Origin of the sequence: Bacillus sp. DX4.1 (genome assembly GCF_030348195.1) — a bacterium.
Classification (GTDB): Bacteria; Bacillota; Bacilli; order Bacillales; family Bacillaceae_G; genus Bacillus_A.
Genome location: NZ_JAUCFT010000008.1, coordinates 3,940,029 through 3,962,477, shown reverse-complemented (window position 1 = coordinate 3,962,477; position 22,449 = coordinate 3,940,029). Strand labels below are relative to the sequence as shown.

General features: G+C 38.3%; 20 protein-coding genes. 16 read left to right on the top strand and 4 right to left on the bottom strand.

Translation table 11 applies throughout. The features are described from left to right. Positions 1-64: 64 nt before the first annotated feature. A complete protein-coding gene (locus QUF99_RS23195; protein ID WP_289373212.1) occupies positions 65-607 on the bottom strand; it encodes a transcription repressor NadR in 543 nt (180 codons plus the stop codon). Continuing rightward, complete coding sequence (locus QUF99_RS23190) at positions 607-1,749, bottom strand: IscS subfamily cysteine desulfurase (protein ID WP_289374752.1); 1,143 nt, start codon at positions 1,747-1,749, stop codon at positions 607-609. The genes QUF99_RS23195 and QUF99_RS23190 overlap by 1 nt, the downstream gene beginning before the upstream one ends. A gap of 248 nt (positions 1,750-1,997) precedes the next feature. Here QUF99_RS23190 and nadB point away from each other — a divergent pair, with 248 nt between their 5' ends. The 12 genes from nadB (at position 1,998) to yajC (ending at position 15,084) form a co-directional block, all read left to right on the top strand. Further along, positions 1,998-3,524, top strand: coding sequence for an L-aspartate oxidase (gene nadB, locus QUF99_RS23185; protein ID WP_289373211.1), 1,527 nt, complete (start codon positions 1,998-2,000; stop codon positions 3,522-3,524). A gap of 21 nt (positions 3,525-3,545) precedes the next feature. Further along, complete coding sequence (gene nadC / locus QUF99_RS23180) at positions 3,546-4,379, top strand: carboxylating nicotinate-nucleotide diphosphorylase (RefSeq protein WP_289373209.1); 834 nt, start codon at positions 3,546-3,548, stop codon at positions 4,377-4,379. 28 nt (positions 4,380-4,407) lie between these two features. Beyond that, positions 4,408-5,514 (top strand): quinolinate synthase NadA, encoded by a 1,107-nt coding sequence (gene nadA / locus QUF99_RS23175; protein ID WP_289373208.1) that lies wholly within the window; start codon positions 4,408-4,410, stop codon positions 5,512-5,514. A 389-nt stretch (positions 5,515-5,903) separates the two neighbouring features. Continuing rightward, complete coding sequence (gene safA, locus QUF99_RS23170; protein WP_289373206.1) at positions 5,904-7,892, top strand: SafA/ExsA family spore coat assembly protein; 1,989 nt, start codon at positions 5,904-5,906, stop codon at positions 7,890-7,892. A gap of 142 nt (positions 7,893-8,034) precedes the next feature. Further along, positions 8,035-8,745 carry a YhcN/YlaJ family sporulation lipoprotein gene (locus tag QUF99_RS23165; RefSeq protein ID WP_289373205.1) on the top strand — a complete coding sequence of 237 codons (711 nt, stop codon included), beginning with the start codon at positions 8,035-8,037 and terminating at the stop codon, positions 8,743-8,745. Positions 8,746-10,024: 1,279 nt separating this feature from the next. Continuing rightward, the gene (locus QUF99_RS23160) at positions 10,025-10,555 is read left to right on the top strand and encodes a BofC C-terminal domain-containing protein (protein ID WP_289373204.1); all 531 of its coding nucleotides are present in this window, start codon (positions 10,025-10,027) and stop codon (positions 10,553-10,555) included. 194 nt (positions 10,556-10,749) lie between these two features. Continuing rightward, a complete protein-coding gene (ruvA, locus tag QUF99_RS23155) occupies positions 10,750-11,367 on the top strand; it encodes a Holliday junction DNA helicase RuvA (RefSeq protein ID WP_286122080.1) in 618 nt (205 codons plus the stop codon). 5 nt (positions 11,368-11,372) lie between these two features. Continuing rightward, complete coding sequence (ruvB, locus tag QUF99_RS23150) at positions 11,373-12,374, top strand: Holliday junction branch migration DNA helicase RuvB (protein WP_289373202.1); 1,002 nt, start codon at positions 11,373-11,375, stop codon at positions 12,372-12,374. Then, positions 12,371-12,571, top strand: coding sequence for a DUF2905 domain-containing protein (locus tag QUF99_RS23145; RefSeq protein WP_289373200.1), 201 nt, complete (start codon positions 12,371-12,373; stop codon positions 12,569-12,571). Before ruvB ends, QUF99_RS23145 begins: the two co-directional genes overlap by 4 nt. A gap of 18 nt (positions 12,572-12,589) precedes the next feature. Continuing rightward, positions 12,590-13,642 (top strand): tRNA preQ1(34) S-adenosylmethionine ribosyltransferase-isomerase QueA, encoded by a 1,053-nt coding sequence (queA, locus tag QUF99_RS23140; RefSeq protein WP_289373198.1) that lies wholly within the window; start codon positions 12,590-12,592, stop codon positions 13,640-13,642. A gap of 14 nt (positions 13,643-13,656) precedes the next feature. Then, positions 13,657-14,796: a tRNA guanosine(34) transglycosylase Tgt gene (gene tgt, locus QUF99_RS23135; protein ID WP_286122076.1), complete on the top strand. Its 1,140-nt coding sequence runs from the start codon at positions 13,657-13,659 to the stop codon at positions 14,794-14,796. Positions 14,797-14,823: 27 nt separating this feature from the next. Beyond that, a complete protein-coding gene (gene yajC / locus QUF99_RS23130) occupies positions 14,824-15,084 on the top strand; it encodes a preprotein translocase subunit YajC (RefSeq protein ID WP_289373195.1) in 261 nt (86 codons plus the stop codon). 32 nt (positions 15,085-15,116) lie between these two features. Here yajC and QUF99_RS23125 read toward each other — a convergent pair whose 3' ends face one another. Further along, positions 15,117-15,500 (bottom strand): TIGR04086 family membrane protein, encoded by a 384-nt coding sequence (locus QUF99_RS23125; protein ID WP_289373193.1) that lies wholly within the window; start codon positions 15,498-15,500, stop codon positions 15,117-15,119. A 115-nt stretch (positions 15,501-15,615) separates the two neighbouring features. Here QUF99_RS23125 and QUF99_RS23120 point away from each other — a divergent pair, with 115 nt between their 5' ends. Further along, on the top strand, positions 15,616-16,272 hold the full coding sequence (locus QUF99_RS23120) for a DUF421 domain-containing protein (protein ID WP_289373192.1): 657 nt from the start codon (positions 15,616-15,618) through the stop codon (positions 16,270-16,272). A 205-nt stretch (positions 16,273-16,477) separates the two neighbouring features. On the opposite strand, the gene spoVB is transcribed toward QUF99_RS23120, so the two are convergent. Further along, entirely contained in the window at positions 16,478-18,037 is a 1,560-nt protein-coding gene (gene spoVB / locus QUF99_RS23115) for a stage V sporulation protein B (protein ID WP_289373190.1), read from the bottom strand. 291 nt (positions 18,038-18,328) lie between these two features. Here spoVB and QUF99_RS23110 point away from each other — a divergent pair, with 291 nt between their 5' ends. The 3 genes from QUF99_RS23110 (at position 18,329) to QUF99_RS23100 (ending at position 22,332) form a co-directional block, all read left to right on the top strand. Further along, positions 18,329-18,613, top strand: coding sequence for a post-transcriptional regulator (locus tag QUF99_RS23110; protein ID WP_289374750.1), 285 nt, complete (start codon positions 18,329-18,331; stop codon positions 18,611-18,613). A 443-nt stretch (positions 18,614-19,056) separates the two neighbouring features. Beyond that, positions 19,057-21,321 (top strand): protein translocase subunit SecDF, encoded by a 2,265-nt coding sequence (gene secDF / locus QUF99_RS23105; protein WP_289373188.1) that lies wholly within the window; start codon positions 19,057-19,059, stop codon positions 21,319-21,321. Positions 21,322-21,438: 117 nt separating this feature from the next. Further along, positions 21,439-22,332, top strand: a complete 894-nt coding sequence (locus QUF99_RS23100) for a cation diffusion facilitator family transporter (RefSeq protein WP_289373187.1) — start codon at positions 21,439-21,441, stop codon at positions 22,330-22,332. The last annotated feature ends 117 nt before the right edge of the window (positions 22,333-22,449 follow it).

Genomic DNA, 22,449 nt, shown 5'->3' with positions numbered 1-22,449 from the left:
CATAGTATATCATGCTAATGATATACAAAAGCACAGAGAATCTGTTAATCCTCTGTGCTTCTGATTAATAAACGAGAAACCCAGCCCGGTCTAGCGCTTCGCAAGCAGCGTTTAATTTTGCAGTAGAATCAGCTTCAATTGTATGTAAGTGAATGCCCTCAGTTAATTGTGATAAGTAGACCGCTTTTGTATCTTCAATCTTTTTTAAATATTGTTCGACATCAAAGCGGTTGCCAACCATAATAGAAGCTGTTAAGTCGCCGTATACAGGATGTTCTATTTTCACATCTTTAATTGTAACCCCGTGATCGACAAGCGTTGTTAGTTCTTGGCGGACTTCTTCTGGTTTATGCTGGCAGACGATGACACGTTCAAATGTATTTTGCTTTGCCTGCGGTTTTAAATATAAGTACCCTTGTGCAGTTGCGATAATTGGTTCATTTCGCGCTTTTAGTAAAGAGATATCTTGCACAATTATTTGCCTGCTGACATTCGTTTTCTTAGATAATTCATTCCCAGATAACGGTTCATCTGCAGCAAGGAGCCATTGTAAAATGAGTTGCCTTCTTTCTTCTCCTAAAATCTTTTTTTGATCATTTTGCCTCATTATGATTTAACACCTCTATAAAATTGATTTCCAATTGTGTTTAGTGCATGAATGGTTGTATCAATTTGGTCCATCGTTGTGTGACGTCCAAATGAAAAGCGGACGTATTGTTTTGCCTCTTCATACGTTTTTCCAATTGCAAGCATTGTTTTTGAAGGTTCTTGTTTACCAACTTGACAAGCACTTCCTGTTGAAATGGCAATGCCATGGCGATTGCATTCTAACATTGTGTACTGACCTTCTATTCCTTTTATTGTAACCCCAATAATGTGGGGTAAACAAGAAGCAGAATGACCTTCCACTTGAATTTTCGGTGAAATAGTCTGCAATTGTTCGATAAAATAGGTTCTGAGCTGTTGGAAACGTGTGCGTTCTTCTTCACGATGATCTAACATATGTTGTGCCGCTGTAAGAAAAGAAGCGATGCCTGGAACGTTGACTGTACCCGGTCGAAAGCCCTTTTCATGAGATGTGCCGGGAAACACTTGTCCCCAGCGAACTTGTGGATTTATATAGCAAACTCCAACACCTTTTGGCCCATAAATCTTATGTGCGGAAACAGAAATGCTATCAATTTGCATCGTTTCTATATCAATTGGAAGTTTGCCAAATGTTTGTACACAATCTGTATGAAATAAAATATGATGTTTTTTTAGCAATGCCCCAATTTCTGCGATGGGCTGAACGGTTCCAATTTCAGAGTTTCCGTGCTGAATGCTTGCTAAAACAGTATCTTTTGTAATTGCTTCTTCTAAAGCCTGAAGATTAAGGAGTCCCTTTGAATCGACGGGAATTTCCGTAATTACATATCCTTGGTTTTTCAGTAACTGAAAGTAGTTTCGAATGGATGCGTGTTCCATTGATGTTGTAATAATGTGCTTTCCGTTTTTTGCATTTAAAAGTGATTGGATTGCGAGATAATTGGACTCTGAACCTCCGCTTGTAAAAAAAACCCCTTGTTCTTTTCCTCCAATCATAGGTGCAAACGATTGCCGGCACACTTCTAGTAAAGACGAAGCTGTTCCTCCAATATCATGTAAACTTTGTTCATTACCAAAGTACTGCTGAGCTGCTTTCGTATATGTTTCAATCGCTTCTTTGCTCATTGGTGTTGTCGCTGCATAGTCAAGATATATCATAATGCATAATCCTCTCTTTGCTAGAGTTACATTCATTTTTGTCCTGCTCTAACGGTCAGGACTCCTTGGCAAAAGGAATTGAGGAGGGGACACTTCTTGTTAAATCTCAATGAATCAGTGCTAACAATTAGTAGGAAGGAAATCCTACTGATTGAAATTTTTAGTTTTAAAAAAACTCTTGTCATTATTTTAAAACTATGTAAATATAGGTGTCAAGACAGTTGTTAAATGTAAACTAGGGGGCAATGATAATGCCGAGTGCAGATGTCTTAATTATCGGAAGCGGTGTTGCAGCACTCAGTGCTGCGAGAGAGATTTGTCACGAAAAGAATGTGATGATTATCACAAAAAAAACGAAACGAAATAATAATACACATTTAGCGCAAGGCGGGATTGCAGCAGCTGTTGCTACATATGACAATGCGAATGATCATTACGAAGATACGCTTGCGGCAGGGTGTGACTATAATAATGAAGAATCTGTTCGTTATTTGGTAGAAGAAGGGTCGAAGGAAGTTCGTAAACTAATTGCAAACGGTATGCGATTTGATGAAGATGAACAAGGGCTTCATCTTGGCAAAGAAGGCGCGCATCGAAAACGACGCATTCTACATGCAGGAGGCGATGCAACAGGAAGAAATTTATTAGAGCATCTCATTGGGGAAGTAGCTCCATACGTCACAGTAGTGGAGCAAGAGATGGTGCTCGATTTAATTATAGAAAATGAAATATGCTGTGGTGTTTTGACACGTGATAGTGAAGGGAGCATACAACGTTATTATGCTGACCATATTGTGTTAGCTACAGGCGGTGTAGGGGGAGTTTATGCGTTTACATCTAACGACGAGACAATTACGGGCGATGGTTTAGCGATGGTTTACCGAGCTGGTGGGGAACTTGTCGATTTAGAATTTATACAATTTCATCCAACGATGTTACATGTAGGTGGACGTTGCTGTGGACTTGTTTCAGAAGCGGTACGGGGAGAAGGGGCTGTCCTTTTAAATGGGAAAAGAGAGCGCTTTATGATGGGAATCCATCCGCAGTGCGACCTTGCACCGCGTGATATTGTTGCTCGTGCCATTCATGAACAATTACTAGTTGGTGAAAGTGTATACTTGGATATTTCTTCGATTCAAAACTTTGAAGACCGTTTTCCAACTGTATCGACATTATGTCAGCAACATGGCGTGGATTTGAACAAAAAAATGATCCCGGTTGTACCGGGTGCTCATTTTCATATGGGGGGCATTAAAACAAATTGTGACGGGGAAACGTCAATTTCTCATTTATATGCTGTTGGTGAAGTAGCGTGTAACGGTGTTCACGGTGCGAACCGATTAGCAAGTAATTCATTGCTAGAAGGGCTCGTATTTGGAAAGCGAATTGGAAAACATATTTTAACTCATCCAGCGTTAGGAAATGTAAACAAAAAAGAAGAAATAAAGGGAACGTCCCGATTCCATAAATTTCCGACGAAACAAGAGATACAGGCACACATGATGAAATATGTAGGAATTGTACGGACAGAAGAGGGATTATCGTATGCAAAACAATGGTTTCGGCAGTATAGTGTTCAGAACATTCAGCTACCATATAGCACCCTTACAAATGAAGAAATAACAATTATCAATATGTTAACGGTTTGCCAGTTTATTACGGAGGCAGCATTACAAAGAAAAGAGAGCATAGGTGGTCATTATCGTGATGATTATCCGGCAAGAAATAAAGTAACGAAGGAAATTATTATTGCTAAGAGAAAACCAGAACTTGTGTAACGAGGGGAAAAGAGGGGTTTTATGAATGCGTTAAAGGTAAAAGAAGCATTGAATCGATTTTTTTTAGAAGATATTGGTGAACGTGATGTCACATCTCAACTTATTTTTCCAGAAAATCTGCAAGCCAGGGGAACATTTCTTGTAAAAGATACAGGTGTATTTGCGGGAACTACGGTAATTGAACAAGGATTTCGATTACTAGATGACAGTACTAAAGTTACTTTGCATAAAAAAGATGGGGATGCGGTAGAAAAGGGAGAAATTTTAGCGACTGTACAAGGGCCGATTGCTTCTTTATTAACAGCAGAGCGCGTAATATTGAATATTATTCAACGCATGAGCGGTGTGGCGACGATGACCCGTAGTGCAGTGGAGGCGCTTCAAAGTGATCATACGCGTATTTGTGATACGAGAAAAACGATGCCAGGACTGCGTATGTTTGATAAATATGCAGTTGTTTGTGGTGGTGGGTATAACCATCGCTTCGGATTATATGATGGTGTCATGATTAAAGATAACCATATTGCTTTTGCTGGATCCATTACAAAAGCGGTGACATCTGTCAAAGAAAAGCTTGGTCATATGGTGAAAGTCGAGGTGGAAACGGAGACAGAAGAACAAGTACGGGAAGCCGTTTTAGCAGGAGCAGATATTATCATGTTTGATAATCGTACGCCAGAAGAAGTTCGCGCATTTTCTAAGCTTGTGCCAAGTGCAATTGTCACGGAAGCTTCGGGCGGGATTACAATTGAAAATTTAGCGAAATATGGTCAAACAGGGGTAGATTACATTTCATTGGGACTATTAACACATTCAGTGAAGGCATTAGACATTAGTTTTAACATTGAAGTATAAAGAGGGCGGCAAGAGGGGGAGATTACAGATGAATATTTTAGAGAAAGTAGAGCCAATCGAAACGATATTACCAGAGTGTTATCAAACGATGTCAGTGAAAGAAATGGAAGAACGCGTTCGTGAAATTAAAGAAAGGTTAGGAACAGCGCTATTTATTCCAGGACATCATTATCAAAAAGATGAGGTCGTTCAATTTTCAGATGCTGCGGGAGATTCCTTACAACTCGCACAGGTGGCAGCTGGCAATAAAGCCGCAAAATATATTGTGTTTTGCGGCGTGCATTTTATGGCTGAAACAGCAGATATGTTAACGACAGATAAGCAAGTCGTCATTTTACCAGATATGCGTGCTGGGTGTTCCATGGCCGATATGGCCGATATTGAACAAACGGAACGAGCTTGGAAAGAACTCCAGCAATTATTTGGAGATACGATGATTCCACTTACATATGTCAATTCTACAGCCGCAATTAAAGCATTTTGTGGTCGGAACGGTGGTGCGACTGTAACATCTTCAAATGCCCAAAAAATGGTATCCTGGGCATTTACACAGAAAGAACGTCTTGTGTTCTTACCAGATCAGCACTTAGGGAGAAATACAGCATATGATCTTGGGATTCCATTAGACAAAATGGCTGTTTGGGATCCGCATACGGATTCATTAGAGTATGATGGGGATATAGAAGATGTTAAAGTGATTTTATGGAAAGGGCATTGTTCTGTTCATCAAAATTTCACTGTAAAAAATATTGAAAGTGTGAGAAAAAATCAGCCCAATATGAATATTATTGTTCATCCAGAATGTTGTTATGAGGTTGTAGAAGCTTCTGATTATACAGGATCAACAAAATATATCATTGAAATGATTGAAAAAGCACCGTCTGGAAGTAAATGGGCGATTGGTACAGAGATGAATTTAGTAAATCGTATTATTAAGCAGCATCCCGATAAAGAAATTATTTCATTAAACCCATTTATGTGTCCTTGTTTAACGATGAATCGTATTGACTTACCTCATTTATTGTGGGCGTTAGAAAAGATAGAACAAGGAGAAGAAGTAAATGTCATTCAAGTGGATAAGCGAATCACAAAAGAAGCAGTGCTCGCATTGAATCGTATGTTGGAGCGTGCATAAAGTGAAACTTTGATCAGTGGGGGTTTTCTTCATCCCCACTGATCATTAGCCCTCACCAATCGGGCTTTTACGGGCAGTTTATCCCCCACCTAACTTCTTGACTTCCTGCCGAATTTTGAGGTGAGGGTATTACTGCCCGCGAATAGCGGGATAAAAGCGGCGGATTCTCGTCGCTTTTTTTATTTGTACATAATCGGGCGATTAGGAGCATACATTGTGTTGAAGAAATCATTGTATTTATCCCGCATTTATGAAGCATTCGTTATTTTTCGAATGGTAAGAGTCTGAATGGTTTGATTAACCATATAGGGGAAAAATATGTTCCTGATAGGGAAGTTTTATCTTAAACTGCATCTATTTATAGATAAGTTATACAGGAGGGGGAAAATTTGAAAATTCATATCGTGCAAAAAGGGGATACCCTTTGGAAAATTGCGAAAAAGTACGGAGTGGATTTTGAAACATTAAAACAAGCGAATAAACAGCTTAGTAATCCAGATCTCATCATGCCGGGTATGAAAATTAAAGTACCATCCAGCAGTGTTCATATGAAAAAGAATCCGGGCGCTGGCTCAGTCCCTCCAAAAGAATATGTAAAAGAAGTACAACAAAAAGAGTTTGCAGCGACGCCTACACCGCTTTCGATAGAAGAGGAAGAAGAAATAACGTATCAACCTGCTCCAATTACAGAACAACCTGCTATGCAGCAGACACAAAAGGAAGTGCAAGTAAAGCCGCAAAAAGAAGTGCAAGTAAAGCCGCAAAAAGAAGTGCAGAAAGAAAAACCAATACAAAAAGAAGTACCTGTACAAAAGGAAAAACCTGTAGAAAAACTGCCCGCTGTAGAAAAACCGGCTGTTATAGAAAAGCCACCAGTTGTACAAAAGGTAGAAAAGCCTGCACAAAAAGAACATGGAAAGTTCTCAGTGAACATATTACCACAGCCGCCACAACCGCCCATTAAACCTGCAAAAGAATATAAAATTTCAGATGTATTAAAAAAAGGAAGCGAGTTACTTGCACCGCAAATTCATAAGATGAAGCCTAACAATATGATTTCACCACAAACAAAAAAAGAGAACGTGAGCAATGTGATTTCACCACAAGTGCAAAAGGAGAACGTAAGTAATGTTGTTTCACCACAAGTGCAAAAAGAAAACGTGAGTAATGTTGTTTCACCACAAGTGCAAAAAGAGAACGTGAGTAATGTTGTTTCACCGCAAGTGCAAAAAGAGAACGTGAGTAATATAATTTCACCGGATGTAACAAAAGAAAATCTTGTTATCCCGCAAATAACACCACCAAATATAATGCCAATGATGGATAATAACCAACCACCAAATATAATGCCAATGATGGATAACGATCAAATGCCAAATATAATGCCAATGATGGATAACGATCAAATGCCAAATATAATGCCAATGATGGATAACAATCAAATGCCAAATATAATGCCAATGATGGATAACAATCAAATGCCAAATATAATGCCAATGATGGATAGTAACCAAATGCCAAATATAATGCCAATGATGGATAGTAACCAAATGCCAAATATAATGCCAATGATGGATAGTAACCAAATGCCAAATATAATGCCAATGATGGATAGTAACCAAATGCCAAATATAATGCCAATGATGGATAGTAACCAAATGCCAAATATAATGCCAATGATGGATAGTAACCAAATGCCAAATATAATGCCAATGATGGATAGTAACCAAATGCCAAATATAATGCCAATGATGGATAGTAACCAAATGCCAAATATAATGCCAATGATGGATAGTAACCAAATGCCAAATATAATGCCAATGATGGATAGTAACCAAATGCCAAATATAATGCCAATGATGGATAGTAACCAAATGCCAAACATAATGCCAATGATGGATAGTAACCAAATGCCAAATATAATGCCAATGATGGATAGTAACCAAATGCCAAATATAATGCCAATGATGGGGCACAATCAAATGCCTATGTCGTATCAACCGCCGATGATGCCACAACCATATCCATATTATCAAATGCCATATCAACATCAGCAAAATCCATATTATCAAATGCCTTACACGCAAGGCGTGCCGATGATGCCGCAACAAATGCCAATGCACGATATGCAATATACCTCCATGCCAAATATAATGCCGATGGAGAATAATGCCCCGCCAATAATACCAGCAGAAGAAGATTGCGGATGTGATGGGGAAAGGGCGTTATATAGCCCGCAGCCTGGTATACCATATTATCCGGCCTCTCCATATCAGCAACCACCGCAAGTTGCATATACACCGCAGCCTGGTGCGATGTATTATCAGCCAGAACCACCAGCTATTTTTGGAACACCGCCTACAGAAGATGATGAATAAAAAGAGAATTCTTTTGAATATCAGGAAATAATACGAAAAGGTTTTCAGTGAAATATTGACAGTGTAAAAACCTCCTTTGTTACTCATGATAAGAGGGAGCTTTTCGAGAGAGAAGTTCATCCTAACAAGGGGGGTTTTTGTATTGAACAAAAAAATCAAAATTATTACTGCTTCTTTGTTAGTTACCAGTGCGTTAGCTGCATGTGGTACGACTAAAAATAAAAGTGCGATGGATGATCGTAATGCGGCTTACAATTATGAGCGTACATCGTATGGTACGCATCCGTATAGAAATGATGTGACGCGTACAGATCGTTATACCGATTATGTGACATACCGTAACGACAACAGAACAGATAATTACGGAAACGTGAAGTATTCAAGAATTAATCAGGATATTCGCGATCGTCGTAATGACGTTGGATATAATTATTACCGTGATGTAAATTACAACGGCCAAATTGCAAATCCACATCCAACTCGTAACATTACGATGAACAATTCGTATATCAACAATGACGGAAAAACAGCTGAAGCAATCACAAATCGCGTAAAGCGTATGAATAATGTGGATCGTGTTTCAACTGTTGTGTACGGAAATGACGTTGTAATTGCGGTAAAACCACGTAATACAGTGACAGATGAACAAGCAATGGCAAATGAAATTCGTCAAGCTGTTGCCAATGATGTGAAAAACAGAAATGTTTATGTAACTGTAAAAAATGACATGTTTGAACGTGTTGATACGATGAGCACACGTTTACGTAATGGAACAGTTACAAACAATTTAAATCGTGACATAACGGATATGTTCCGAGACATTCGTGCTAGCCTTACTGGTACAGTGCGATAACAAAAAAAGAGGGAGGGTTAACCCTTCCTCTTTTTACATACACATAATAAATGTTTTTGAGTAGTATATTTAATTGTAAAGGATTACTTGTATGGATTATGGAGAACGATGTTAGAAGTGATTGAATTGTGGGCAGCAGATATTGTAAAAAAATGGGGGGGTCGAAAATATAAAAATGTTAAAATAAAATTAAATTATATTTCTACAAGTAGAAATTATGATAATTCCACAGCCATTGAATGAACTAACTGGCGATGATTTAGAAAAATAATGATGATTCAAAGCAGGAGATTATAAAAAAATATAATAAGTGAATGTTTTTTCTTTATAAAGTAAGTAACGGAATAGGGAACTAAGAAATATAAAAAGAATTTGATATTTGAATGAATCATGTTACATATTTTGCGATACGAGAAAGCCCCTGCAGGACTTTAGTCCGCCTTTAGGCATGGGATGGAATTATCGATTTTGCATCGCAAAACATGTTAAAATTTATTTATAGTCATGCAAAAGACTCTAAAACGATCATGTTCTCTGAAAAACGAATATTGTATGAGGTTGCACGAATCAATTTCATTTCGTGTGTAAAACAATATGTGTCGTCAAGAACAAGACGTTAAAACATAATGGAGAACCCAAAAATCTGTACGGTCTGTCATGGGAGTGGTGATGACACACCGCAATCTTGCACGTCAGCGATACCAGAAATGGACTTCGCCTTTGGTAGCAAGAATTCCACTGACGTTAGTCAGCTTGCGGCTTTAGCCGTGGGAGTGTCAAAAGCTAAAATATCATTTAGTTGTTTTCGAGAATGATACTAATAGAGTGCTATTTGAGAACCGGAAGTAAAAGGATATAAAATATTTCTATGATTATCTTGCTTTCCTTTCATATTAATGTTATATTAGCAAAGCGATGAGCTAATTTACGTAAGACGAGAGATATGCTTAAGTGCTAAACGCGCGAATGTGGTCGCCCGGTTTCTCGCCGTAAACGCATCAAGACGCCTGCTATGCAGGCGTCTTTCTTATTATATAAAAATATATAAAAAAGGCAGGTAAAGGTTCAACTTTACCTGCCTTTTTTATGTCCAGCTCCAGCGGGCTAGAACCTCCGGTCGTTTCACGCTCACGGTCGAAGCAAAAAGTACTTCTCGTTTGAGAGTTCCAACGTCCTATGATTCTGAACGAGCCGCCTCCGCCTTTCGCATGGATAAAACATCTATTTCCGGAAAAACTGTAAATGGAAGTTTTATTTTACCTAGAAGAGGTGAGCGGAAATGAAGTTCATGATGGTTGCAGTTCAAGTGATGATTGCTATGTTTTGTTTGTATCATGGATCAAGCGTTACAACTGCGGCGATAGTGCAGGATGTAACGCAAAAGGAACCTCAAATTACGATTATGTTAGAGCGTGTGTATTTAGATGGAGAAGTAAGTGAGGAGATTTTCACTGAAAAGGTAGTGAACTTAGAGAAGTTTCTTCAGGAGTATAGAGAGTGGCAGCTTGTTGATCGAGATGACGTGCAGATTGTATTACAAAAGAGGATGGATGATATTTCACCATTGTTAAAAACAAGCGGATATTTTGGTGTTTCAAAAAATGGGATTTTGCAAATATTCAACGGTGTACCGAAGAGTGATAATGCGATTCAATCGTTTTTTCAAATTGATATGAAAAAGTTAGAAAGCTATGAGCGTGAACAACTAAAACGAGGAATTCGTATAAAATCGAAAGAACGGTTTGTGAAAACAATTGAAGAGATGAAGCAGTATGCAGTGCAAAGTAGTAAAAACAGCAGCTCGAGATGAGCTGCTGTTTTCTCTTCATCAAATAGTTTGCTTACTTTTGTTTTCGGCCGTTCTTTCGATTGTGCTTCTTTTTTTAGAAGAACAACAAGGAATATTATAAATAGAATAGAGAACATTCGTTGGGGGTATTCTCGCTTTTCTATCATTAAGTATGTTAAAATGGAATACATGATTTGAGAGGGAGAGATCGTATTTTGTATGAATATATTACAGGTTATGTGGAACATGTAGGACCAGAATATGTCGTTCTTGACCATAATGGAATTGGCTATCAAATTTTCACGCCAAATCCGTATGTATTCCAAAGAAGTAAGCAAGAAATTCGTGTATATACATATCATTATGTGAGAGAAGATATAATGGCCCTTTACGGATTTAAGACACGTGAAGAGCGTTTATTATTTACAAAACTTTTAGGTGTATCGGGGATTGGACCAAAGGGTGCACTAGCAATTTTAGCCTCAGGTCAAACAGGACAGGTTGTCCAAGCAATTGAACATGAGGATGAAAAATTCTTAGTGAAATTCCCGGGTGTCGGAAAGAAAACAGCACGTCAAATGATTTTAGACTTAAAGGGCAAATTAGCAGATGTTGTACCGGATGCTTTTGTTGATTTATTCTCAGATGAAGAGCGTTTTGATGAGAAGAAAGGATCATCCGCTGAGCTGGATGAGGCTTTGGAAGCACTGCGCGCACTTGGTTACGCAGAACGAGAAGTTTCCCGTGTTGTACCAGAATTGTTAAAAGAATCACTTACGACGGATCAATATATTAAAAAGGCACTTAGTCTTTTACTAAATGGTAAGAGGTGAGTAGAATGGACGAACGTCTCCTCTCAGGAGAATCTGCATATGAAGATGTGGACTTAGAATATTCGTTACGGCCACAAACGTTGCGTCAATATATTGGCCAAGATAAGGCAAAACACAATTTAGAAGTATTTATTGAAGCGGCGAAAATGCGTGAAGAAACGTTAGATCATGTTCTGTTATATGGGCCACCAGGACTCGGGAAAACGACATTAGCAAATATTATTGCGAACGAAATGGGCGTTAATATGCGCACAACGTCAGGTCCGGCAATTGAACGACCAGGGGATTTAGCGGCAGTATTAACGGCGCTTCAACCTGGCGATGTATTATTTATTGATGAAATTCATCGTTTGCATCGCTCAATTGAAGAAGTGTTATATCCAGCGATGGAGGATTTCTGTCTTGATATTGTGATTGGAAAAGGCCCAAGCGCACGTTCTGTTCGGCTAGATTTACCTCCGTTTACGTTGGTTGGAGCAACAACGCGTGCAGGTGCGTTATCCGCACCACTTCGCGATCGTTTTGGGGTGTTGTCACGATTAGAGTATTATACAGTTGATCAGCTTTCGGCAATCGTAGAGCGTACAGCAGAAGTGTTTGAAGTTGAAATTGATTCTTTGGCCGCTTTAGAAATTGCTAGAAGAGCACGAGGTACACCTCGTATTGCAAATAGGTTACTTCGACGTGTTCGTGATTTTGCACAAGTTCGAAGCGATGGAACGATTGCAATGGAAATTACGCAAATGGCATTAGAATTACTGCAAGTAGATAAACTTGGCCTTGATCATATTGACCATAAATTATTGCTTGGAATCATTGAAAAGTTCCGTGGTGGTCCAGTTGGATTAGAAACAGTTTCTGCAACAATTGGGGAAGAGTCTCATACCATTGAAGATGTGTATGAACCATATTTATTACAAATAGGTTTCTTACAACGAACACCAAGAGGACGCATCGTCACACCACTTGCATATAAACATTTTGGAATGGAAATGCCGCAAGTATGACGGATATGCCCAAATTGCTTATAACAGCTGGTGTCCTTCTTATTATTGTTGGGTTAGCTTGGAAGTTCGTAGGAAGGCTTCCAGGCGATATTTTTGTAAAAAAGGGGAGCGTTACCTTTTATTTTCCTATCATTACATGTATTGTGATAAGTATTGCATTATCTTTTGTTATGTATATAATAAATCGATTTAAATAGAAATAGGTGAACATAGTTATGGATATTAATCTGTTTGATTTTCATTTACCAGAAGAACTTATTGCACAAACGCCGCTTGAACAACGCGAAACATCAAGATTAATGGTGTTAGATCGTGAAACAGGTGAGATTGAGCATAAGCATTTCACTGACATCTTTTCTTATTTACATGAAGGTGATTGCCTCGTGCTAAATGAAACGAAAGTTATGCCTGCTCGTTTGCACGGTGTGAAAGAAGATACAGGTGCACACATTGAGGTTCTTTTATTAAAACAAGAAGAGGGAGACCAGTGGGAGACACTTGTCAAACCAGCGAAACGTGTAAAAGAAGGAACAGTGATTTCTTTTGGCGAAGGAAGGCTAAAAGCAACTTGTATTGGAACAGCTGATCAAGGTGGTCGTCAGCTTGAGTTTTCATATGATGGTATTTTTTATGAGATTTTAGATGAGCTTGGGGAAATGCCACTTCCTCCGTACATTAAAGAGACTCTTGAAGACCGTGACCGTTATCAAACGGTATATGCGAAGGAAATTGGTTCTGCAGCGGCACCTACAGCTGGACTTCATTTCACAGAAGAACTGTTAGAAAAATTGAAGAAACAAGGCGTTCATTTAGCATTTATTACGCTTCATGTTGGCCTTGGTACATTCCGTCCTGTTTCTGCTGATATAATTGAAGAGCATCATATGCATGCAGAGTATTATCATGTGTCAGAAGAAACAGCAAGCCTATTAAACCGCGTTAAAGAAAAAGGTGGGCGCATTATAACGGTTGGGACAACGTCAACGCGTACGCTTGAAACGATCGTAACGGATCATGATGGAAAGCTTTGTGCTGCTTCTGGATGGACCGATATCTTTATGTATCCAGGTTATGAATTTAAAGCAATTGACGGTTTAATTACAAACTTTCATTTACCAAAGTCAACATTAATTATGCTTGTGAGTGCATTTGCAAACAGAGATAGCGTCCTTCATGCTTATAATGAAGCAGTAAAAGAGAAATACCGTTTCTTTAGCTTCGGTGATGCGATGTTCGTTGCATCTCATTCTAAAGTAGGAAACAAATAAAAAGGAGTAAATATATGACAGCAATTCGTTATGAATTCATTAAAACATGTAAACAAACGGGTGCCCGCTTAGGTCGCGTCCATACACCGCACGGTTCATTTGACACACCAACCTTTATGCCAGTTGGAACACTTGCGACAGTTAAAACAATGTCACCAGAAGAGTTAAAAGCGATGGATGCGGGTATTATTTTAAGTAATACGTATCATTTATGGCTTCGTCCAGGTCATGAAATTATACGCGAGGCAGGCGGCTTACATAAATTTATGAACTGGGATCGTGCGATTTTAACAGATTCTGGCGGTTTCCAAGTATTTAGTTTAAGTGATTTCCGCCGCATTGAAGAAGAAGGCGTTCATTTCCGTAATCATTTAAACGGAGACAAGCTATTCCTATCACCAGAAAAGGCGATGGATATTCAAAATGCACTTGGATCTGATATTATGATGGCGTTTGATGAATGTCCACCGTTCCCAGCAACTTTCGAATATATGAAAAAATCTGTAGAACGTACGAGTCGCTGGGCAGAACGTTGTCTAAAAGCACATCAACGTCCACAGGACCAAGGTTTATTCGGCATTGTACAGGGCGGAGAGTTTGAAGAACTGCGTCGTCAAAGTGCACGTGATCTTGTTTCAATGGATTTCCCAGGTTATGCAGTGGGTGGTTTATCCGTTGGAGAACCGAAAGACATTATGAATCGTGTGCTTGAATTTACAACGCCGCTTCTTCCAGACAACAAACCACGTTATTTAATGGGTGTTGGTTCTCCCGACTCATTAATTGATGGTGCGATTCGCGGGATTGATATGTTTGATTGCGTATTACCAACTCGTATTGCGCGAAATGGTACATGCATGACAAGTGAAGGTCGTTTAGTTGTGAAAAATGCGAAGTTTGCAAGAGACTTTGGTCCACTTGATCCAAATTGTGATTGTTACACATGTAAAAACTATTCTCGTGCGTACATTCGTCACTTAATGAAATGTGACGAAACGTTCGGAATTCGTTTAACGTCTTATCACAACCTGCATTTTCTGTTAAAATTAATGGAGCAGGTGAGACAAGCCATTCGTGAAGACCGTCTTGGTGATTTCCGTGATGAGTTCTTTGAACAATATGGCTTTAATAAACCGAATGCTAAAAACTTCTAATACATATAATTAAAGGAGGAACAAAACATGAATCCAGGTATGATGAATATTGTCATGATTGTTGCGATGTTTGCGATTTTTTACTTCTTATTAATTCGCCCACAACAAAAGCGTCAAAAGGCAGTAGCACAAATGCAAAGTAACTTACAAAAAGGTGATGCAATCGTTACAATTGGTGGATTACACGGTACAATTGAATCTGTGGATGATACTATGATTGTGATTAAAGCTGGTGGATCACACCTTACATTTGATCGCAATGCAATTCGCGAAATTGCGAAGAAGTAATAAAAAAAAGCCCTGCATATGCAGGGCTTTTTTTAATCAGCGCGTTTTCCGAGATTTACACCAAATATGCCTCCAATTGTACTTGCTCCCATTAATGCAAGTTGATAGAGAAGCTGTGAATTGGATAAAGCGTGTGAAAAACCTAAATAATTGACGAGAAAGACAAGGATAGTAAATGTAAGTCCCGTTGTCAATCCTACAAGCCATCCTTTTCCGTGTGCTTTTATTCCAGCAATAAACCCGGCAACGAAAGTCGAAAGAATCGCAAGTACAAAAAGGGTAATGTTCAATGTACCTTCATTAATATTTGTGAATTTCAGTAATAGAGCAATTAACATACTAGCAACACAAGCCAGTATCAATAAAGTGACGATACCAAATCCAATGGCTGCAGATAATTTTTTCGTTCCATCCACCACGCATTCCTCCTTTTTAATACAAGCATATTTTCATTTCGTATAAGTTAGACTAGTTTCTTTTTTGAAGGGAATCCTATTGAATAGAAAATTGTATGGAAAAGGAGATTAGGTGATGGAATGGCTTGCGATAATAGGAAGAACTCTATTGTTATACGTTGTGATTTTAATTATCTTTCGCTTTATGGGAAAACGTGAAATTGGAGAACTGAGTGTATTAGATTTAGTTGTCTTTATTATGCTTGGAGAAATGGCTGTGGTTGCGATTGAAAATACAGATAAACCTCTTTGGCATCAGCTTGTTCCTATGGTATTGCTTATGTCTGTTCAAATTGTTTTATCAATCGTTTCTTTGAAAAATCAGGGCATTCGTCATCTTATAGAAGGAGAACCGGCTATTATGGTAAATGCGGGGAAGATTGACGAGAAACAAATGCGAAAGCAACGTTACAACATAGATGATTTACTGATGCAGTTACGTGAACAAGGGGTCGGTGATGTAAGAGATGTAGAGTATGCAATTTTAGAACCGTCTGGAAAATTATCTATCTTTCAAAAGCAAAAGAGTAAGAAAAGTAAAAATGATACACCGATTTTTTCATTGCCGCTTATTATTGATGGTGAGATTCAACATAAACATTTACAAATGATTGAACATACGGATGAGTGGCTTTTAGAGAAATTAAAGAATTTGGGGTATAACGATGTCAATGTCATTTTGTATTGTAGTTTTCAAAATGGACAGTTTTTTGTTGATGTAGAAGAAAAATGAAAGCCTGCCGTTTTTTAGAAACGACAAGTTTTTTGTTCGTAAGGTTATCCCGCTATTCACTTTTAGTAAAACCCTCACCTCAAAGTTCTGCTAAAAGCAAAGAAGTTAGGTAGAGGATAAATTGCTCATAAAAGCTCGATTGGTGAGGGCTAATAATCAGTAGGGAATGAAGAACCCCCACTGATCAAAGTTTCACTTGATAACATTATTTTAAAAATGAAAGTTTACGAAGAATAGGAAAGCGTCGTAATTCTTCTTTACGAATGAGTTTAAAAACAAGTAAGAGAAGGATATAAAGTATTGTAGTTAATGTAATTTCCCATAATGTTTGTATACTGAGTGAAGGTGCAAAAATAATATATTTATGGATATAAAATCCGAAAGCTCCTGCGATAATAATGGCGATCAACCCATATATATAATCTTTTATATAAATCGTGAATGTAATTTTTTTTAAGACTGTTGCGTAGTGCAGTAATGTGACAATGACAATGTTAACAGCAATAGCGAGAGCAACTCCCATCATTTGAAACTCTGGTCTTGAAGCAAGTACGAAAATGACGAGTAGTTTAACGATGGCCCCGACAAATGTGTTCATCATCGCGGCGCGTGCTAAATTTAAAGCTTGCAAAACGGATGTAAGAGGACTTTGAAAATAGTGAAATAAAAAGCAAGGTGCAAGTAATTGAATAAAGAGAGTTGCGCTATCTGAACCATACATAAGCGTTAAAATAGGTGAAGCGAATACATAGAGAATGACGACTGACCAGCCGCCTGTAATAAGGGAAATGCGCAATGCTTGTTGCAAGCGATGCTCGACTAATCGGTATTGTTTTTTTGCCATTGCTTCACTAATGGATGGCACGAGTGCTGTAGAAAGAGCATATGTAATAAAAGCTGGCAATGATAAAAGTGGAAAAGCATAGCCGTTTAATATTCCATACTGCTGCGTAGCGACTGAGGCGGCAACACCAGCAATTGCTAAGCTTTGCATGACGACAATTGGTTCGAAAAAATAAGAGATCGATCCGATTAAGCGACTACCTGTAGTAGGAAGCGCGATTTCCATGAGTGAATGGAAGGTGTGTTTACTTTGTTTTATAGTTCCGACAAACCCAGAGCGTATGGAAATATGTTTTTCACGCTGGAATAAGGTTAGTAGAAATAATAAAGAAGCGACTTCACCGAGTACGGCTGATAGCATAGCTCCTGCAGCGGCATATTCAACGCCGTAAGGTAAAAATAACCGAATACATACTGCGATAATCGTAATGCGGACAATTTGTTCTAGTACTTGTGCATACGCACTTGGTTTCATATTTTGTTTTCCTTGGAAATATCCCCGTAGGACAGATGAAACAGCAATGACAGGGACAACAGGTAATATTGCTATTAATGGATAATAGGTTCTTTTGTCAGTTAATAATGTTTCTGCTAAAATCGGGGTAAGGAGCATAATCCCAACGGTTAAGATGATGCTAATTACAGACGTTACAGCTAATGAAACGGTTAGTATTCTCTTTATTTTTTGTTTATCATTTACTGCTTCTGCTTCCGCGACAAACTTCGCAATAGCAACAGGAAGTCCAATTTGTGTTAACGTAATTGCTAAAATAAAGGTGGGGACAGCCATCATATAGAGACCGACGCCTTCTTCTCCTAAAATACGTGCCATTACAATTCGATTTATAAATCCGAGAATTTTTGTAATAAAACCAGCTAACATTAAAATAAATGCCCCTCGTAAAAAGCTTTGTCTCGTCATGGTCTTCTCCTACCTTCTCAAAATCAATGGAATGATTTACAATAATTTATATGCACTTACGAGACAAGAATGACAAGCATTTAAGATGAGAAGCATATAAAGAGTGAAACTTCTATCAGTGGGGCAGCATCCCCACTAATGGAAAGTCCTCACAAATTGGACTCTTAGGGGCAGTTATTCCCGACCTAACTTCTTTGCCACCTCATCATTTTGATGTAGGGATATTGCTGCCAGTTAGAGCGGGATAAAAGCGACTTTTGGTGCTGAAAATAAGAAGGAGATGTGATGGTAGTGGTTGGAAAAGAGGATTTAATTGAAGCCTATCGCGAACAGTTACAGGTCGTTTTAGAAAGCAAAGTAGAGGAATTTCAACTGTTTGGTTATGACCGAGTGACGATTGAAGACGTTTGGACATGCTTAAAAAACCGAAAATGGAAAAAAGTAAGTAATGATGTTAGATTATATGAACTTGTGAATGATGTGTTAACGTTAACAATAAATGAGTATATGACATATTTAACAGTGGAGGCGTATCAAGCGCCGCTTTGGTCATTTGAAGAATATGAAAATAAATAATCGGCTGTAATTGGTTTGTTCTTCCTTTTGCAGTATAATGATAGGTATTGATAAAGAGGAATGTATTATGTCAGAGATTTTACGTAAAGGAGGTAGAAAGTCGAAATTATAATGGTTTGTAGGAAACAATATAGGTTGTGATGGTACGTCCATACATTGTGTAAGCGGCGTAGGTGTCATGTAGAACTGAGAGGTTGCCTATATTGCTAGAAGTAAGCTAGCAAAGAGGATGTTAAAAATCTACAGAAAGGAAGTCTACTAACTAGACAAACATACATGGTAATTTTTGTTAGATAACGTGTATGTGTGAAAGAATACCTGCAGAGCAAAACGAACGATGGTTGCGTGTAAGTGGCAAGATCGGATTCATGAAACAGGAAATTGTCTAGCGTAAATGAATTGTAATATTTGTTTATGAATTTAGTAGCAGGAACAAGGTACATATGGCAAAGCGTAGCACTAGAATCGTCGCCTTTTTTCTCATCGTATTATTAATCGGTGGAATTATCGGTGCGACTGGAAAAAACATAACAAAAGGAATTAGTCTCGGACTAGACCTTCGCGGTGGCTTTGAAATCTTGTATGAAGTAAAACCAGCGAAAAAGGGAGATAAAATCGATCATGATGCACTTGTAAGTACAGTAGGTGCTCTTGAGAATCGTGTCAATGTCCTTGGTGTAAGTGAGCCAAACATTCAAATCGAAGGGAAAGATCGAATTCGTGTACAGCTTGCTGGTGTAAAAGATCAGCAAAAAGCACGTGAAATTTTATCTACGCAAGCGAAATTAACATTCCGTGATGTAGATGATAACCTTCTCATGGATGGAACAGATTTAAAAGGTGGCGGAGCGAAGCAAACGTTTGATGAACAAGGCCGAGCAAGTGTTGGACTTACATTAAAAAGCGCTGATAAATTCCGTGCAGTAACTGAAAAAATATCTAAAATGCCACCACCAACAAACTTAATGGTGATTTGGCTTGATTTTGAAGAAGGCAAAGATTCTTATAAAGCAGAGTCTGCAAAACCAAATCCGAAATTTTTATCAGCAGCAACAGTAAATCAAGTATTTAACCAAGCCGAAGTATCTATCGTAGGTGGAAACTTCACTGTTGAAAGTGCAAAACAGCTTTCATCTTTATTAAATGCTGGTGCACTTCCTGTTGATTTAAAAGAAATGTATTCTACATCTGTTGGAGCAAAATTTGGTGAACAAGCATTGAAGCAAACGATTTTTGCAAGTGCAATCGGGATTGCTATTATCTTCTTATTTATGCTTGTATTCTACCGCTTACCAGGACTTGTGGCGGTTATCATGTTAGGCTTATACATTTTCGTTACATTGCTTATCTTTAACTGGATGCACGCTGTCCTTACATTACCAGGTATTGCGGCCTTAGTGCTCGGGGTTGGTATCGCGGTTGACGCGAATATCATTACATACGAGCGATTAAAGGAAGAATTACGAATCGGTAAGTCGATGATGTCAGCGTATCGTGCTGGTAATCAACGTTCGTTGACAACGATTTTAGATGCGAACGTTACAACAATTGCAGCAGCTGGTGTGTTATTCGTTTATGGTACAAGCTCTGTAAAAGGGTTCGCGACAAGTTTAATTGTAAGTATTTTAGTTGGTTTCATTACAAATGTATTCGGTACTCGCTTCCTACTTGGATTACTTGTGAAAAGCCGTTACTTCGATAAGAAACTTTCTTATTTTGGTGTGAAACAGAAAGAAATTACGCCGTTGTCAAAAGGTGTAGAACATGCACCAACGAAATTTGATCGTATTAACTTTGTAAATATTGGTCACAAGTTCTTCTTATTCTCAATTGTAGTTGTCATTGCGGGAGCAATCATACTACCAATTTTCAAAATGAACCTTGGAATTGACTTTGCAAGTGGTACACGTATCGACTTACAATCAAACCAAGCGATTAGTGTTTCACAAGTGCAAAAAGATTTGCATGAGCTGAAAATTGATGTAAAAAAAGAAGATATTGTACCAACTGGAGGCGACAATAAAGGATTTGCTGTTCGTACAATAGGTGTTTTATCGAAAGATGAAATTGCAAAAACAAAAACATTCTTCCACGATAAATATGGTACAGATCCGAATGTAAGTACAGTTTCTCCAACAATCGGGAAAGAAATTGCACAAAATGCATTTCTCGCGGTTATGATTGCCTCAGCGGTTATCATTTTATATGTGAGTATTCGTTTCCGTTTCACATATGCGTTATCTGCGGTAATAGCATTGTTGCATGATGCGTTCGTTATGATTGTTGTGTTCAGTATCTTCCAATTGGAAGTAGACTTAACGTTTATCGCTGCGGTATTAACGATCATCGGTTATTCCATCAATGACTCTATCGTTACGTTTGACCGAAACCGTGAGCTATATAAACAGAAAAAACGAATTCGTGATTTGAAAGATTTAGAAGAAATCGTAAACTCAAGTATTCGTCAAACAATAGGTCGTTCTATTAATACTGTTCTAACAGTGCTGTTCCCTGTTATTGCACTGCTTATTTTTGGTAGTGAATCGCTTCGAAACTTCTCAGTTGCATTAATGGTTGGATTGGTTGTAGGTACGTACTCTTCTGTCTTCGTTGCTTCTCAACTTTGGCTAATGTTTGAAAATCGCCGATTGAAAAAAGGTAAAGGCAAGAAAAAAGTAGACAATGAAGTATCTGAACCACAAGTGTAAAACTTAGAACAGAGCATGTGAAAAAAGATGATGCCTCTTTGGAGGCATCTCTTTTGCGTTTACGGATACAATAAAGTGAAAACAAAAAGGTATATTGATGAAAGAAGGATTTTGTTTATGGAAAAAGATGAACGTTTTAAACAGGCAGAGTTTGGGGCACTTGTTGGAATTGTCGGTAATATTGTGCTAGCGATTGTAAAGGCTGTCATTGGATATATTGGCAATAGTAAGGCGCTTCTTGCTGATGCGGTTCATTCTGGATCAGATGTAATTGGCTCATTAGCTGTTTTATTTGGATTACGTGCAGCAAAGCAACCACCTGATGAAGATCATCCGTATGGTCATGGAAAAGCGGAATCGATTTCTGCAATTATTGTAGCGGTCCTTTTATTTATTGTTGGGATTCAAATTGCAATCTCTTCTATAAAAGCTTTTTCGCAAGTACTTGAACCGCCACGCTTAATTACAGTGATTGCTGTTCTTCTTTCGATCGTTGTAAAAGAAGGCATGTTTCGGTATAAGTATCGATTGGGAAAAAGGATAAATAGTGATGCGATTATTGCAAATGCATATGAGCATCGTTCGGATGTATTTTCTTCTATCGCAGCTTTAATTGGAATTGTTGCAGCGATTATCGGGGATAAAATTGGTTTAGAGTGGCTTGTATATGCCGATCCAGTTGCGGGATTATTTGTTTCGCTTCTTGTTGTTAAGATGGCGTGGAGTATTGGGAAAGAAGCAATTCATACAACACTTGATCACGTGCTTCATGAGGAAGATGTTATTCCGCTAAAAGAGTCAGTCTTGCAAGTAGAAGGTGTGAAAAAAATTGGTTCGTTATATGCAAGAGAACATGGCCACTATGTCATTGTAGATATTAAAGTGTCTGTTGACCCCTATATAACAGTTGAAGAAGGACATGGCATTGGTAAACGTGTGAAAGAAACGTTAATGAAGCAAGACAATGTACAAAATGTTTTTGTTCATATTAACCCGTATTCTCCTAATTGATATGGATACTCTTCAAAGGGGCAGTAAGGTGGTTGATGAATTAAAGGAGCAACTGTTTGTGCTGAAGGGTCCGCTTGGTTTAACCAACGAGAATGAAAGGAATTGTCACCCCTTAAT